Raw genomic sequence first — 14,774 nt, 5'->3', positions numbered from 1 at the left:
TCCCCGACGGCCCTGCCGAAGTGGCGGGGCCGGCGCCGGCTGCGGATCGTCCGGGAGAACCGGCCGACGGGCGACATCCCCGTCAAGGCCGTCGACTTCGGCCCGGCCACGGGCCGCTCACCCGGGCGACGTGCAGTTCTCGGTCTGTCCGGACAACCACGCACGCACAACGCCGTGGGCCCGCGCCGGTGATCGGCGCGGGCCCACGGGGCGCGCTCAGAACCCGGGAACGGCAGCCGGCGTCCTCGGACGCCGGCTGCCGTTCCCGTCGTGATGCCGGGACTCGCCGGCTCAACCGGCAGGGACCGGGCCGGCGCCGGCTGCCTGGGCTATCCGCTGACGCATCTCCTCGGAGCTGTTGGCGCGCGGGAACTCCTCGTCGGGAACCTCGACCCCGAGGAACGCGCACAGCGGCTCCCACCCCTGCTTCACGTCGTACACGAGGACGTTGTCCGCGCCGAGGGCGCGTACGACGTCCTCGGTGTGCCGGTGGTAGACCTCGATGGCGTGGTCCTTGTCCGCGAACCGGCCGTCGAAGAGGCCCTCCCAGACCAGGGCGTTGACGACGCGGAACAGCCGGGCCTGCCGGGAGCCCGGCTCGGGCGGGTGCTCCATGGTCCGCAGCGCGAACTGGTACAGCGTGTCGTGGGTGCTCTTGTACCAGCCCTCGGCGTCGCGCACGGTGAGGACCACCCTGGTCCCGGGGAGCGCCTCGCTGATCTGCCGGTAGTAGACGGTGGAGGGGCCGTCCACCGCGCAGGTGTAGCCGTCGTAGAGCGCGGCCCAGTCGGGGCGCTCGCCGTCGCAGATGATCCGCTCCCACTGGGCGAGGCGCTGTTCGTCGTCGACGATCTCGAACATGTGGAAGCAGGGCCCGAGGCCGAGCCGCTCCAGGGCCACCTGCAGTGATGTCGTGCCGGTCCGGCCCAGGCCGGCGTTGATGAGCTTCAACACGGTGATGTTTCCTCTTCCTCAGCGCCAGACCGCGTCGTCCTGGTGGGTGGCGACGTTCACCCTGTTCCAGAAGTTGACCAGACTGATGTGCATGACCAGGGCTCCGAGCTGCACGTCGGTGTAGTGCTTGGAGGAGTCCGCCCAGACCTCGTCCGACGGCGCGCTCCGGGCGTCGGTCTGCAGGGTGACGGCCTCGGCCAGCTCCAGGGCGGCGCGCTCGGCGTCGGTGAAGGAGGGCTCGGTCCGCCACGTGTCCACCAGGGACAGGCGCTTGTCCGCGGGCTCGGCCGGGAAGGTGTAGACCCGGCCGTTGAGCGCGGCGACGCGCAGCCGGATGAAGTCGAGGGTCGACTGCGGCACGCCGACCTTGCCGATGACCTCGGACAGGTCGAGCAGGGGCTGCAGGGCGCCGGGAACGACCAGGGAGGGGTTGCCCATCCGTTGAGCCATCGGGAGTTCTCCTGTGTGATAGCGGTGCGCTGGAAGGTGAGAGGACGTCGGACAGGGCCGTCAGACCGGGATCGCCTCGATGATCGAGATCGGTGACGCGGTGGGGATCACCCTGGCGATCTTGAAGCCCGCCCTGCCGAACAGCTCGGTGTACTGCGCGAGGGTGCGGTCCTGGGAACCGATCATCAGCATCAGCCAGAGGTCGATGGTGTGGCCGATGTGGCGCTCGTTGTTCTCGGGGAGCAGGTACTCGATGCAGAGCAGCTTGCCGTCGGGGCCGATCGCCTCGCGTGCGTTGCGCAGGGCGGTCAGGGCGTCCTCCTCGGAGAAGTTGTGGATGATGCGCTTGAACAGGTACGCATCACCGCCCTTCGGCAGCTTGCCGAGGTAGCCGCCGTGCTCGACGGTGCAGCGGTCCGCGACGCCGGCCTCCTCGAAGAGCGAGGCCGAGTCCACGGTCGCGATCTCGAAGTCGTACAGCACGCCCCTGGCGTTCGGCGCCTGCTGGAGGACCCCCGCCAGGAGGTAGCCGCGGCCGCCGATGACGTCCACGACGGTGCGGAACCGGGAGAAGTCGTAGGCGGCCAGGACCGGGTCGGTCTCCGACTCCGAGACCTTGCCGAACGCCTGGAAGAACGCGGCGGCGTAGGCGTGGTTCGCGTGGAAGAAGTCCAGCGTGCTCATGCCGCGCAGCTTGGGCAGGTTGGCCTCGCCGGTCTGCACGGTGGTGAGCAGGTGACCCCACTCCTCGTGCAGCAGGGGGTGGCTCATCAGCTGGGCGAACTTCCGCATCGAGTCCTGGGCGTCCTCGCGGAGCTTGCCGGACAGCGCCGTGTTCTCGTACCGCCCGTCCGGACGGACCGCGAAGACTCCGTGGCCGGACAGCGCGCGCAGGATCCGGTGGGTCGCCCGCGGGTCGGCTTCGACCCGCAGTGCGATGTCCTCGGCGGACAGCGGCGCGTCGGCGAGCACGTCGGCGATGCCGAGCCGGGCTGCGACGGAGATCGCCTGGGTGATGACGGCACCCTGAATCAATTCGAGCAGCGCGTAAGAATCCGACTGGTCGCGGACCTCGGCCGAAGCGGACATCGCTTTCCCCTCAGAGTGTCTTTTCTCGGATTCCGGACGATAATTCGACGCTTCTCTCCGCCGCAACCGACCAAGTTTCTCACACTATTGACAAGCATGTTCAACCGGGGAATTCTCGCGTTTGAACGGAGCCCACCTCCACTAACACTCGACCGGGAATCCGACCCCGCTTGTCAGGCTGTGCCGACCGCGAACTCGCAATCGCCTTGAGGAGGCCGACGTTGGCCCACGACACCCCGACCCCGGTGGATTTCTGGTTCGACCCGACCTGCCCCTGGGCGTGGATGACATCCCGGTGGGTCCTTGAGGTCGCGGAGCGACGGCCCCTGGAGATCCGCTGGCACATCATGAGCCTGACGCTGCTCAACGAGGGGCGCGCGGACCTGGACGAGCGCTGGCACCGTGACCTGGCCCTGCGAATGGAGCCGGTACGGGTCTGCGCCGCCGCCGAGCACACGTACGGACCCGGGGCGCTGCGCCGGCTCTACACCGAACTCGGCACCCGGTTCCACCTCGGGAAGGCGCCCAGGGAGCGGGCCACTTACGAGGCGGCCCTGGCCGCATCGGGCCTCGATCCCGCGCTGGCCGACGCGGCCGGGTCCGACGCGTTCGACAGCGCGGTGTGTGCTTCGCACCACGACGGCATCGCCCGCGTCGGCACCGATGTGGGCACCCCCGTCGTCGCCGTGGGGGACGTGGCCTTCTTCGGACCCGTGGTGACGCCCACACCGCGGGGGGAGGCCGCGGTGAAGCTCTGGGACGGCGTGCTCGCGGTGGCCGGGACCGACGGGTTCTTCGAGCTCAAGCGCACCCGGACCCGGAACCCGATCTTCGTCTGAGCCCCGGCGTCCACCACGGCCGGCCCGGGCGTCAGCCGCGGGCCGCGACCGCCGGGGCGGTCCAGTTGTCCTTCAGCCACGCCTCCACGGAGACCAGGTTCGGCCTGTTCTTGCGCAGTTCGGTCAGGTCGGCCTGGAAACCGTCACGCTCGAACCAGTCGAACATGTTGGCCAGGTCCGGGCGACCCGCGCGCAGCGGCTCGATGGGCAGCTGCTGGAAGCGGGTCGGGATGCCGGAGACGGCCTCGAACGCCGCGGCCATCTGCGGCCCGGTCAGCTCGTCGCTGGCGATGTCGACCGTCCGGCCGATCCATTCCTGCGGGTTCTCGAAGGCGTCCGCGGCGAAGGCGCCGATGTCGCTCGTCGCCATGACCTGCACCGAGGTCCCGGGGTCGAGCCACATGGCCAGGACGAGCTCGCCCTGCCTCGCGCGCGGGGCGATGTCGAGGAGGATGTCGTGGAACATCGACGGCCGCAGCACCGTGGCCGGCAGGTCGAGCGTCGCCAGGTACTGCTCGCCCACCAGCTTGCTCTCGAAGTGCGGGACGCGGGTGTCCCGGTCCGCACCGCCGACCGAGCTGTAGACGAAGTGCTTCACCCCGGCCCGCACCGCGGCGTCGGCCACCGCCTTGCCCTGGCGGATCTCGGCCTCGACGCCGCCGGGGCCGCGGAAGGTCTGCACGCTGAAGACCCCGTACACACCCTCCGTCGCCGCCGCCAGCGACGCCTCGTCGTCCATGTCACCGCGGACGAGGACCGCGCCCGCCTCCTCCAGCGCCCGCGCCTGCGCCTTCTGCGGGTCGCGGACCAGGGCGCGCACGGAGAAACCGCGCCGCAGCAGGTCGCGGGCGACCGCCCCGCCCTGCCGGCCGGTGCCGCCCGTCACCAGGATCGTCTCTGCAACCGCCACTGTCTGCCTCCATGTCGTGTGCCCGTCAGGCCTCGTCCGGCCCGGCTGTCAGGTGTGATGGCCGCGAACGGCCGAGGTCCTTCGCGGGATGGTGACGTTGCGCGCTACCACGGAACGGGGCCGTCGTCGGACAGGCACTGGCCCGACGGGCCGGCCTCGTCCAGCGTGGCGAGCCGGACGGCGATCTCCGCGCCCTCGGCGGGGGACCGGAACCCGCGGTTGTGGTTGATGTCGGTCGCCACCACTCCGGGGAGCGCCGCGTTGACCTTGATCGGGGTCTCCCGCAGCTCCTTCGCGTACGCGAGCGTCACCGCGTTCAGGGCGGTCTTCGAGGACTGGTAGGCGATCATGCTGAGGCCCGCCAGAGGACCGCTCGGAGCCGAGGCCAGGGTCAGCGAGCCCACGTGACTGGACAGGTTGACGATGCGGCCGGCAGGGGAACGGCGCAGCAGCGGCAGCATCGTGTGGGTCACGGTGACCACCCCGAACACATTGGTCTCGAAGACCTCCCGCAGGTCGACGGCGGTCGCCTCACTGGGCGTCCCGGTGAAGCCGCCCGCGATGCCGGCGTTGTTCACCAGGATGTCCAGGCGCCCGAACCGCCGCTCGATCTCGCGGGCCGCCTCCCCCACGGAGGCCGGGTCCGTCACGTCGAGCCGGAGCGGCACGGCCGTGACGCCTTCGTCTGCCAGCGCGTCGGCGGCCTGCTTGCCGAGCACCTCGTCCCGGGCGCCGATGAGAACGGTGATCCGCTGCTCGCCGAGTTGCCGCGCAATGGCGAATCCGATGCCCTTGTTGGCGCCCGTGATGAGCGCGACCTTCTCGAACGGCACGTTTTTCCCTTTCGTGAGGGGTCCAGGTTCCACTGCCTCCGGAACGCCACTTCGCCGGATACGCGGAGGCGGCGAGCGGAACATCGTGCGCCCGGTTTTTAAGCAATGAATTAATACGTTCACGGTACGAAACGCAAATGCCCGGGCACCTCCGATGTTGCCGTCGAACGACCCTGTTCAAACGCCGAAAGCCCGCGGTCGAACAGCCGACCGGCGAGCAATCGCGAAAGACCGGCCCGCCTTCAAGGCGCCCTCCACCCGGGGTCCGGGGCGCTCGGCCAGACTGCCCACGGCCTGTCTCGGCGCCGACCGTACGGGCCTTACGACACCGTAACCATGAAGGAGCTGGTGGAATGACTGGGAGCGAACAGGCTCGGGCGAGCGGCAAGCCCCACGTGGTCATCGTCGGTGGCGGGATCTCGGGACTGGCGGCGGCGTTCCACCTGCGGAACGAGCCGGTGCGCGTGACGCTCCTCGAGGCCTCGACCCGGCTGGGCGGAAAGCTGCTGGTCTCCGACGTGGCAGGAGTCGCGGTCGACGAGGGCGCCGAGTCGCTGTACGCCAACCGCAGGAAGACCACCGGCCTGATCAAGGAGGCGGGACTCGGCGAGCAGATTATGTCGGCGGGCCCCGTCACCGCGTCGGCGATCTGGACCGGGGGCACGATCAGGCACCAGCCCGACCGTCAGTTCATGGGTGTGCCCTGTGACATCGACGGCCTCGCCCGGTCCGGGGTGCTGTCCGCCGAGGGCCTGGAGCGGGCGCAGCAGGACCTCGTGCTGCCCTCGTTCGACCTGAATGGCGACATCTCGGTCGCGTCCTTCGTCGGCGGGCGGTTCGGCCAGGAGGTCGTGGACCGCCTCGTCGAGCCGTTCCTCGCCGGTGTGTTCGCCGGGCGTGCCTCGGACCTCTCGTTCGAAGCCACCCTGACCCCGCTGGCGAGGGCGTCCCGCGATCACATCTCGCTCGCGGACGCGGCCGGCTCGCTGGTGCCGCCCCTGCAGGAGGGCGAGAAGCCCCCGCCGGTGAGCGTCGCCACCCTCGAGGGCGGCTTCGGCACGCTGCCCGCGGCGATCGTCCAGCAGGTGCTGGACGCCGCGCCGGACACGGCCCTGCGCACCGGGACCCCCGTCCGGGACCTGACGCGCAAGGGTGACCGCTGGCAGGTGACCGTGGGGTCGGCCACCGGCTCGGAGGTCATCGACGCCGACGCGGTCATCATCGCCACCCCGGCCGGCCCGACGGGCAGCCTGCTCGCCGGGGTCCCGGGTACGTCCTCCGCTGTCTCGGCGCTCTCCGAGGTGCCGTACTCCAGCGTGGCCATGGTGACGCTCGCCTACCCGCGCACGGCGTTCCCCAATGGGCTCTCGGGCCGCGGCTACGCCGGCTACCGGGTGCCGGCGGAGGAGGGGAAGGCCGTCAAGGAGGTCACGTTCACCACGGTGAAGTGGCCGCACCTGGCGGGCGAGGTGGAGATCGTGCGCTGCTCGCTCGGACGGTTCGGCGAGGATCGCCTGCTCCAGTTCGACGACGCCGACCTGGTCGCGCTGGCGACGGCCGAGCTCGCCGAGGCCACCGGCGTGACCGGTGTCCCGGTGGCGTCCCGCGTGAGCCGCTGGGAGAGCGCCCTGCCGCAGTACACCGTCGGCCACGTGGACCGGGTGCGGCGGATCCGAGAGACCGTGGCGACCCAGCCCGGACTCGCGGTGTGCGGTGCGGTGTACGACGGCGTGGGCGTCGGTGTCTGCATGATGACCTCGCGCAGGGCCGTCGACCAGATCCTCCCCGTCGTGAAGAAGGCGGCGGCCGCCGCCCCGGTCGCAGCCGGAGTGTGAGCCCGATTCCACTGGAGTGACCCCGAAGTGGTCACTCCGGTGGAATCGGCATGAGTGCGCCGGCTTACGGGCGCACGGAAGGGGCCGTGCCCGGGCACGGCCCCTTCTCGTCCCGCCCGTTCCGCGTCGCGGAACGGGCGGTCTTCGTCGCGGAACCCAGAAGATCCGGTCAGGGATCGGATCTCCGATCGGATCCCTGACCGCATCAGCGGTCCAGGATCGTGGCGAAGACCTCCGTCAGCGCCTGCTCCGCGTCCTCGCCGGCGCCGGTGCTGCGCCAGGCCACGTGCTGGTCGGGACGGATCAGGAGCGCGCCGCCACCGGTGATCTGCCGGACGGCCTCCCAACCGCCGTCCACGTCGGCGTACTCGGCGCCGTCGCCGATGCGAACCGCGTTGATCCGGACGGAGAACTTCGCCGCCACGCGCGCGGCCGCCTCGCTCCACGCCGTCCCCTCCGGGCCGGTGATCAGCGTGAAGCCGGTCCTGCCCGTCAGGTCGAGGGTGGACAGGCGCTCGCCGTCCCGGGTGATCCAGGCGTGCGGCAGCCGGTGGCCGGGGCGCGACGTCGGCGTGTGCTCGTCGCGCATGGGGACGCGGGCCGGGCGCTCGGTGCCGTCGGGGATGACCGCGCCCTCCTCGTAGGCGAAGCCGATCTCCATCTCGAACGACTGGCAGCCGCCGCGGTGGGTGTCGAATATCTCCAGGGCCCGCGCCCGCACGGTGTCGCCGAGCGGGGACGGGTCGAAGTACGCCGCCAGACGCTGCCCGCGGCGCCCCGCCGGGATGTTGTGGCCGCCGCCGATGGCGTCGATGACCACCTGGTGGTGCTGAGCGGCGGAGACCGCCCAGTCGACGTTCTCGCGGCCTACGGGCCGGCGCTCGGACTCGTAGGTGTCGATCAGGCTCTCGGGCGCGCTGCCGGTCAGTACCGCGGCCAGCTTCCAGGCGATGTTGTGCGCGTCCTGGATGCCGGTGTTGAGGCCGAGGCCCACGGCGGGCGGCTGCTTGTGCGCGGCGTCGCCCGCGATCAGCACCCGGCCGACCCGGTACTTGTCGGCGAGGATCGCGTTCACGATCCAGTCCGTGATCTTGTGCACGGTCACTTCCAGATCCGGCACCTTCAGCACTTCACGGATGCGGTCGACGACCGTCTCGTTGTCCCAGCGGCCGGCCGGGCCGGGGGCCATGTGCAGGCCCCACTGCTCGCAGGCCTTGCCCCAGCTCGGACCCATCTCGATGAGGTTGACGGAGAGGTCGGGGTCCTCCGGGCTGAGGTAGTGCGTGATGAGCGTGCCCTCCTCCCACCACTGCGACAGGTCCGCGGAGAAGTACACGGTCGTCGTGTTGACGTTGCCGGGCGGGCCTTGCATCTCGATGCCGACCTTGGAGCCGACGAAGCGGCCGCCATCGGCGCCGAGGAGGTACTGCGCCTTGACCGTGATGACCTCGCCGGTCTCGACGTTGCGCACCTCGGCGACGACGTGGTCGCCCTCGTCGGAGAAGTCGATCACCTCGTGGCCGAAGAGGATCCGCCCCGGACTGCGCTGCTCCGCGTGACGACGCAGGATCGGCTCCAGCCACATCTGCGGCAGCTTCGAGGGCAGTTCCGGCCCGGCCGCCCCGTAGCGCTCCGTCAGTTCGCCACCGCCGAAGGCGTCCATCTCATGGATCTGGCGAGCGTCCAGCGGCCCGTCACCAGCGAACGTGGTCGCCCAGCGCACCTTGCCGAACTTGTCCAGCGGCGCCGCCTCCGCGAGGACGTCATCGCGGATCCCGTGCTGGCGGAAGATCTCCATCGTGCGCTGATTGAGGTAGTGCGCCTTCGGCACCCTCGACGTGTCCGCGTGCCGCTCCACCAGCAGATGATCGACGCCCTGGTCGGACAGGAAAACAGAGGCGGACAGACCACATCCGCCGCCACCCACGATCAGGACCGGAACTTCGATTGCTTCCATGTTCGCCCTTCCAGAAACGACGGATGCCTCGCTCAGGCAGCCTGGCAAGTCCCCCTTCAGCTCCGGTCAAGCACGGGTGGAATCCGCGATGTCGCCGACGGCGACATCGCAGCGGACGCTGACTCAGCGAGCACCGGAAACACGCCGGGTCACCCCGAGCGCCGACGCAACCGGTCACGCCACGGCCGCCGACGGCCGACGTCCGCAGCCTGTGCGGAACGATCGCTGTACGCCCAGCCGAGCCAGTCCTTGACGTCAACCGCCAGCACCGGTCCGCCGTCCTTGAGGTACCGGGGACCATCGAACTGCCCGTACTTGCGATCCAGCAGGCCGAGCGCATGCGTGCGCTCAGGGCTCTCGCCGACCACCCGGCCGGTGCCGCGCAGCCGTACCCACCATGCCTTGAGCCAGTCCTCGTCGTAGCAGTCGGCCAGGATCGTGACCCGCTGATCGTGGTCCAGGTTGCGCAGCCGCTTGGGCCGGGGATTTCGGCCTTTCGGCTTGTCGGTCGGTGAGTAGAAGACGTCACCGTCAACCACGAAAATGACCGGCACCACATGGGCACATCCGCGCTCGTCGAGCGTGGCCACCCGGACGGCCCGCGCCCGCTCGAACCGGCTTCGCATCTCGTCATGCCCGAGTTTCATCACAGGTCCTTGTCTCCGGCGCCGAGAATGACGATGCCGAGGTCACGGCGCCGTGCGCTGACCTCGCAACCTGATATGGGTTTGTCGTGCTCCCGACTCAAGGGCGGGTGAACCGTGCGAGGTCGCTCACCGTGGTACGCAGGCACACCAACGGCCGCTCAGGCCTGATCGACGTGCCGTCGGTCGGACACCTGGGGTTCCTGGGGTTCCTCCGGCGCCCCGCGGTGTCGGTGCGGCGGTACCAGCAGGATCAAGATCACGCCCAGGACAGCGAGGCCGACGGTGGCCAGGCCGGAAATGCGAATCGTGCCCGCTGCCCCGAACGCGCCGACCAGGAGCCCGCCGAGCACCGCGCCCAGCGGAGTCGCGATCACCAGGATCGCGCTGCGGAAGGCACTGAGGCTCACCAGCTCCTCGACGGGCGCCTTCCGCTGCAACAAAGTGATCGTCACCGGCCCGTACGGCGCGTAGATCAGCCCGCCGAGGCCGAAGCCCGCGATTCCCGCGGCGAGCGTGCCGAACTGTGCGAAGGGGAGGATCGCCAGCCCCCAACCAGCCACGATGGCCAGCACGGTCGGCCACAGCGGTAGCCGCCGCAGCGATCCAGCAAGCAGCGCCCCGATCACTGCGCCGATACCGAACGCACCCCAGATCCACCCCAGCACGGTGGGATCTGCGCCCATCCGCTCCACCACGAAAATCGGGACCGCCACCTCGATCGGCCCGTACAGCAGGTAGAACACGAACGTGAGCGCGAGCAGGCCCATCAAGTCCCGGTGGCGGGCGAGGGTCCTGCCGCTGCGCCGCAACGGGATCGCGGGACGGCTGCCGACCGTGCTGTCGCCGCGCACCCGGGCCGTCACGCGGGCAAGGTACAGATAGCTGACCGCGTCACCGGCCAGCACCGCGGCCGGCCCGAAGGCTGCCGACACCAGACCGGCCAGCGGTGGTCCAGCGATGTACGACAACTGCTCCTGGCTGCCCACCAGCGAGTGACCGGCCAGGCGGTCCTGTGCCGGCAGGGTCTCGGCGACGAACGTCTGCCGACCGGCGGTCCCCCAGACATGCAGGACCGAGGAGAACGCGAGCAGGACGATGTAGGTCGGGGCGTCCAGCAGCCCCATCCAGTACAGCGCCGGGATCAGTGCGAACACGGCCCCGCGCAGGAGCGAGTTCGCCAGGATCAGGCTCCTGGCGTTGCGTCCGCTCAGCCAGCGTCCCAGCGTGAGCGAGCCGATCACGGCAGGGAGGCTGTATGCAGCGACGGCCAGCGCTACCACCATGGACCGGTCGGCCGGGGCGGCAAGTTCGATGGCCAGCCACGTCACACCGACGAAGCTCATGCCGTCGCCGAGGAAGGAGACCAAGAAGCCGGGCTGCAGCCGACGGAAGTCCGGGTTGGCGAGACAGCGGGTGTAGCTCTTGGGCAGCATCCGCTCAATTCGCTGCATTTTGGTTATGCCTCCGCGCCTCGGACTCGCTCACCGCACAGCGGAACCCGATCTCCGGGCTTCGGGTCACCAACGTCTTTCCTGCCCGGCTCACCGCGGTGAGCAGCGCGGGAGGAGAGCTCCACGCCCCGCCGCGCACACTGACCTCGGCCGACCACTCACCCCACAGGTCGCCCGGATCCATCGTGCCGAAGCGCGGCTCGATCGGGAGGCCGTCCAGGAACCGGGAAGACGTCCACTCCCATACATTGCCGCACATGTCCCGGACCCCGAACGGGGACTCGTTGCCCGGCAGGTCATTCACCGGGCCGGTCAGCGCGGACAGTTCTCCGATGTGCAGGTCCGCGAGCCGATGCAGCCACGCCCGGCGGTCCAGGTCGCTCGTACCGTCCCACGCGAGGACCGAGTGCAGGCCCCGCACCAGATCCGGCCGGAACTGCGCACCCCAGGGGTAACGACGATGGTTGTCCCCCCGCGCGGCCCGCTCCCATTCGTCCTCGGTGGGCAGCCGCTTGCCGCACCAGTCGGCGTAGGCCACCGCGTCGTACCAACTGACCCCGGTCACCGGGTGATCGCCGGCACAGCGCGGATCGTCGACGGTGGAGCGTGTGTGATCGGTGTTCCTCGGCTCGTCCGGATGGCACCACAGGTGGCCCCGCACACCGACATCGGCGACGAACTCGTCGTACTCGTCATTGGTGACCGGACAGGTGTCCAAGTAGAAGCCCTCCACAACGACCTCACCCACCGTCGGCTCGGCCGGGTCACCCCAGGAGCGTTCCTGGCCGGGGTGCGTCCCGCGACACAGCCGTCCGGACGGGATGTGCCGCATCCCGCCCCGGGAGAGCCGACTGGGCAACCGGTCGGCCGACAGCGGGACAGGCAGATCGCCCAGGACCACGTCGGCCAGTGCCGTATCGGCGAGCAGCGTTTGTGCCGAGGCAAGTGCGTGCGCGTCCGCCACCGTCACATAGTTGCCGACGCCCGCGGCGATCTGCTCCGGCGACCGGCCGAGCACGGCCAGCAGGGCGTCGAGTGCCGATGAGCCGCCTGCCGACAGGAGGGACGGATTCCCGGCCAGGGACGCGAGTGCGGGCCCCCGCACGGTCTCGTCCGGGTCGGCCAGCGCCCACCCGATGGCCTCGGCCGCCACGTCCGGGCAGAGCCGTACGGCGGCCGCCAGGGTTTGCCGACGTATCTCGGGCGTTTCGTGCAGCAGGCCGACTGCCAGATACTCCCCGAGCAGTTGGGGGTCGGTGAACCGCTCCAGTGTGCGCAGATAGCCGCGGAGCAGGGCGTCGCGCTCCTGCGCCGTCCCCTCGGTCCAGCCGGCGATCCGCATGACCTCGAACGGAACTTCCGGGGTGACAGGCTCGAGGGAGAACTGCTCGGTCGTGGTCATCGCGCGCCGACCTCCGCTCCGGTGATCATTTTCGCGAAATCCTCGCCCGCCCGGTGGCTGTACTCCGTGCCCGCCGAGGGCTTCTGCCCCGCGGAGTAGTACACGTACAGCGTCGCCCGGCTGGTGTCGTCCAGCACCGGCCCAGAACGGTGGAGGATGTTGTAGGTGTGGCAAATGACGTCACCCGCCTCGGCTTCGAGCGGAAGACTCACGGCCTCCAGCCGCCGTGGCGGATACCGGTGGGATCCGGGCACGAGCACCAGGCAGCCGTTGCGCATGGTGGCGGCATCGAGGTAGATGCCCACGTTCACCAGCGGTGTCACCGGGAGATCGTGCGGAAAGTCGAGGTGCCAGTCCAACGCGCTGTACGAGCTTCGCTTGCCCCGTTTCATCTGCCACACGGCTCCGTCGATGGCGTCCTCGAACCGCCACGTCGGCCGTCCAAGCAGACCGGGGCCGAGTGCATCCAGCTTCCGTCGTTCGATCAGCTCTCGAGTGTGCGCACTGTGCAGCGTGAAATAGGGCAGCCGGTGCAGGGTCGCCCGGCCCTTCTCGTCGTACGACGGCTTGATCACCCGATCGCGATGCTCGGCCGGTACTTTCCCGTCGAGCGTGTCGCGTTCCAGCCGCTCGGCATCGCGTTGGATGACCTCGACGTCCTGCGCGTCGAACACACCCCGGTAGATCACGAACCCGTACTGCTCGTAGAAGGCGCGTTGTTCCTCCGTCACCGTTCCGTCGTACCGGAACCGCGGAACGCGCTGCGTCGCACTCACCGGATCACTCCTCTGAATCCGATCTCGTTATGCCGGTCCGTGAAGAGATCCTTGCCTCGGAAGAACGTCGTGACCTGCTCCCGCATAGAGGTCCACGCACCGCCACGGATGACCACCGAGGTCTCCTCGGCCGTCGCCCACTCGGTACGGGGCCGACCGGAGATCATCGGCTTCATCCGGTCGCGGGTGAAGAAGTTGGTGTCCGTCCACTCCCAGCAGTTTCCGACCAGATCCGCGACCCCGTAACAACTGACGTTCTTGGGGTGGGAACCGACCGGGACCGTGGTGACCTCGGGAGTCTTCTCGTCGAAGGTGCTCAGGGTGTCGCGCCAGTGTTCCAGGCTCTGCGGCACACCGAACGACGCGCCGAACCACCGCAAGGCGTCCGGGTCGAAATCGTCACCCCATGGATAGAAAGATCCGCTCTCGCCCCGTGCCGCCTTTTCCCACTCCAGCTCGGTCGGCAGCCTTTTGCCGAGGTGAGCGAGGTAGGCATGGGCGTCGAACCAGTCGACACCGGTCGCGGGGTGGTCGGGGCCGAACCGGGTATCCCCGACGATCCCGCGGCGGTGATCTTTGTCCTCAGGCTCATCGGGGTGGCAGAGGTCGTGCTCGGCGGCCGCTGGGCTCTGTGCCCACTCGTCGTACTGCCGATTGGTCACCGGGTACCGGTCGATGAGGAACTCGGGCAAGTAGCGTCGCTGCCTGGGGACCGCGTCATCCACGTCATACAGCGGATGAACGACGTCGTTCATGCCAATTCCGACGACGAACTCCGACGCCGGGATGCGCACCATGCCGTCGGGGACAGGACGTGGCAGGTTCTCCGGGTCGTAGTCCCAGTGCTCACCCAGTGCGGTTCCCCGCGGCAGCTTCCCGGTCTCAGCGTGCTCCCGCTCGAGTTCCAGGCGGGCCGCACGATCCTCGGCACCCAGTATCTGGTCCATCGCCTTGGCCACGATGGCGGCGCCGATGCCTACCGGTTTGGTGCTGCGGAACAAACCGGCCTCGGCCGGTCCGGTGATGTGCACCAGTTCGTCATAGGCCTCGCCGATGCCATGCCGGCCGGCGATCTTCGCGGCAGAGAACACGACGAAGTCCTCGTCATCGCCGAGCAGCCAGACCAAGAACTCCCGCGTCGCGGGATGAGTGGCCAGGAACGGCTCGACCCCCTCAAGCACCGACAAGCGGACATCCGCACCAGGGTGAGTCGCCGCCAGCGCACAGAGTTCGTCAATGACCCTGGGATGCCGCAGTCCCGCGATCTCCTCACGCAGTTCGGCGCGTTCCCCATCGGTCAACGGATCGCGCAATTTCCGCCCTGACTCGGGGGCCATAAAACGATCCACAAGCCCACTCAAGGTCTTCTGGTCGACGGCAAAGCACTCATAACTCCATCGATGCACTGGATTCCACCTCGATTACCATGGTCATAGATTTCTACGGCCCGGAACCCCTCCTGTGGAGGGCCATATGACCCTCCACAGGAAAAGAGATTGACCGATCAGGCAGCCCACTTGAAGTGCGTACCGGCCGGACGGACACCACCCTTGCGCTGCGAGCGCAGAGCGTTCCACTGGCGAAGCGTCTTCATCTTTTTCACCTCCTCGGGATGTATCGATAACCGAGGA

At 69.2% G+C, this 14,774-nt stretch carries 13 protein-coding genes; 2 read left to right on the top strand and 11 right to left on the bottom strand.

The genetic code is table 11. The features are described from left to right. Positions 1–291 precede the first annotated feature (291 nt). From OG607_RS45410 to OG607_RS45400, 3 genes are read right to left on the bottom strand one after another with little or no spacing between them, the layout of a single operon-like run. Positions 292–954, bottom strand: a complete 663-nt coding sequence (locus OG607_RS45410; RefSeq protein WP_405717094.1) for a sulfotransferase family protein — start codon at positions 952–954, stop codon at positions 292–294. A gap of 18 nt (positions 955–972) precedes the next feature. Beyond that, on the bottom strand, positions 973–1,404 hold the full coding sequence (locus OG607_RS45405) for a carboxymuconolactone decarboxylase family protein (protein WP_405717096.1): 432 nt from the start codon (positions 1,402–1,404) through the stop codon (positions 973–975). Between the two features lie 60 nt (positions 1,405–1,464). Further along, positions 1,465–2,493: a methyltransferase gene (locus OG607_RS45400; RefSeq protein ID WP_405717098.1), complete on the bottom strand. Its 1,029-nt coding sequence runs from the start codon at positions 2,491–2,493 to the stop codon at positions 1,465–1,467. 221 nt (positions 2,494–2,714) lie between these two features. On the opposite strand from OG607_RS45400, the gene OG607_RS45395 reads away from it, so the two are divergent. Continuing rightward, positions 2,715–3,332 (top strand): DsbA family protein, encoded by a 618-nt coding sequence (locus OG607_RS45395; RefSeq protein WP_405717101.1) that lies wholly within the window; start codon positions 2,715–2,717, stop codon positions 3,330–3,332. Positions 3,333–3,363: 31 nt separating this feature from the next. Here OG607_RS45395 and OG607_RS45390 read toward each other — a convergent pair whose 3' ends face one another. Both OG607_RS45390 and OG607_RS45385 read right to left on the bottom strand, forming a co-directional pair. Next, complete coding sequence (locus tag OG607_RS45390) at positions 3,364–4,242, bottom strand: NmrA/HSCARG family protein (protein ID WP_405717104.1); 879 nt, start codon at positions 4,240–4,242, stop codon at positions 3,364–3,366. A gap of 104 nt (positions 4,243–4,346) precedes the next feature. Continuing rightward, the gene (locus tag OG607_RS45385) at positions 4,347–5,075 is read right to left on the bottom strand and encodes an SDR family oxidoreductase (RefSeq protein ID WP_405717106.1); all 729 of its coding nucleotides are present in this window, start codon (positions 5,073–5,075) and stop codon (positions 4,347–4,349) included. 353 nt (positions 5,076–5,428) lie between these two features. On the opposite strand from OG607_RS45385, the gene hemG reads away from it, so the two are divergent. After that, a complete protein-coding gene (gene hemG, locus OG607_RS45380; RefSeq protein ID WP_405717108.1) occupies positions 5,429–6,910 on the top strand; it encodes a protoporphyrinogen oxidase in 1,482 nt (493 codons plus the stop codon). A 205-nt stretch (positions 6,911–7,115) separates the two neighbouring features. On the opposite strand, the gene OG607_RS45375 is transcribed toward hemG, so the two are convergent. The 6 genes from OG607_RS45375 to OG607_RS45350 all read right to left on the bottom strand — a co-directional run bounded on the left by OG607_RS45375 (position 7,116) and on the right by OG607_RS45350 (position 14,549). Beyond that, positions 7,116–8,867: an FAD-dependent monooxygenase gene (locus OG607_RS45375; protein WP_405717111.1), complete on the bottom strand. Its 1,752-nt coding sequence runs from the start codon at positions 8,865–8,867 to the stop codon at positions 7,116–7,118. A gap of 149 nt (positions 8,868–9,016) precedes the next feature. Further along, positions 9,017–9,514: a pyridoxamine 5'-phosphate oxidase family protein gene (locus OG607_RS45370; protein WP_405717114.1), complete on the bottom strand. Its 498-nt coding sequence runs from the start codon at positions 9,512–9,514 to the stop codon at positions 9,017–9,019. A 158-nt stretch (positions 9,515–9,672) separates the two neighbouring features. After that, on the bottom strand, positions 9,673–10,947 hold the full coding sequence (locus tag OG607_RS45365) for an MFS transporter (RefSeq protein ID WP_405717117.1): 1,275 nt from the start codon (positions 10,945–10,947) through the stop codon (positions 9,673–9,675). Between the two features lie 4 nt (positions 10,948–10,951). Continuing rightward, positions 10,952–12,367 carry a formylglycine-generating enzyme family protein gene (locus tag OG607_RS45360; RefSeq protein WP_405717120.1) on the bottom strand — a complete coding sequence of 472 codons (1,416 nt, stop codon included), beginning with the start codon at positions 12,365–12,367 and terminating at the stop codon, positions 10,952–10,954. Then, a complete protein-coding gene (locus tag OG607_RS45355; protein WP_405717122.1) occupies positions 12,364–13,143 on the bottom strand; it encodes a phytanoyl-CoA dioxygenase family protein in 780 nt (259 codons plus the stop codon). The genes OG607_RS45360 and OG607_RS45355 overlap by 4 nt, the downstream gene beginning before the upstream one ends. Beyond that, the gene (locus OG607_RS45350; protein WP_405717125.1) at positions 13,140–14,549 is read right to left on the bottom strand and encodes a formylglycine-generating enzyme family protein; all 1,410 of its coding nucleotides are present in this window, start codon (positions 14,547–14,549) and stop codon (positions 13,140–13,142) included. The genes OG607_RS45355 and OG607_RS45350 overlap by 4 nt, the downstream gene beginning before the upstream one ends. Positions 14,550–14,774: the final 225 nt, after the last annotated feature.

It is taken from the genome of Streptomyces sp. NBC_01537, assembly GCF_045040445.1.
GTDB lineage: Bacteria > Actinomycetota > Actinomycetes > Streptomycetales > Streptomycetaceae > Actinacidiphila.
Note: the sequence above shows the minus strand (reverse complement) of the source record. Positions and strands in the feature narration are given on the sequence as shown.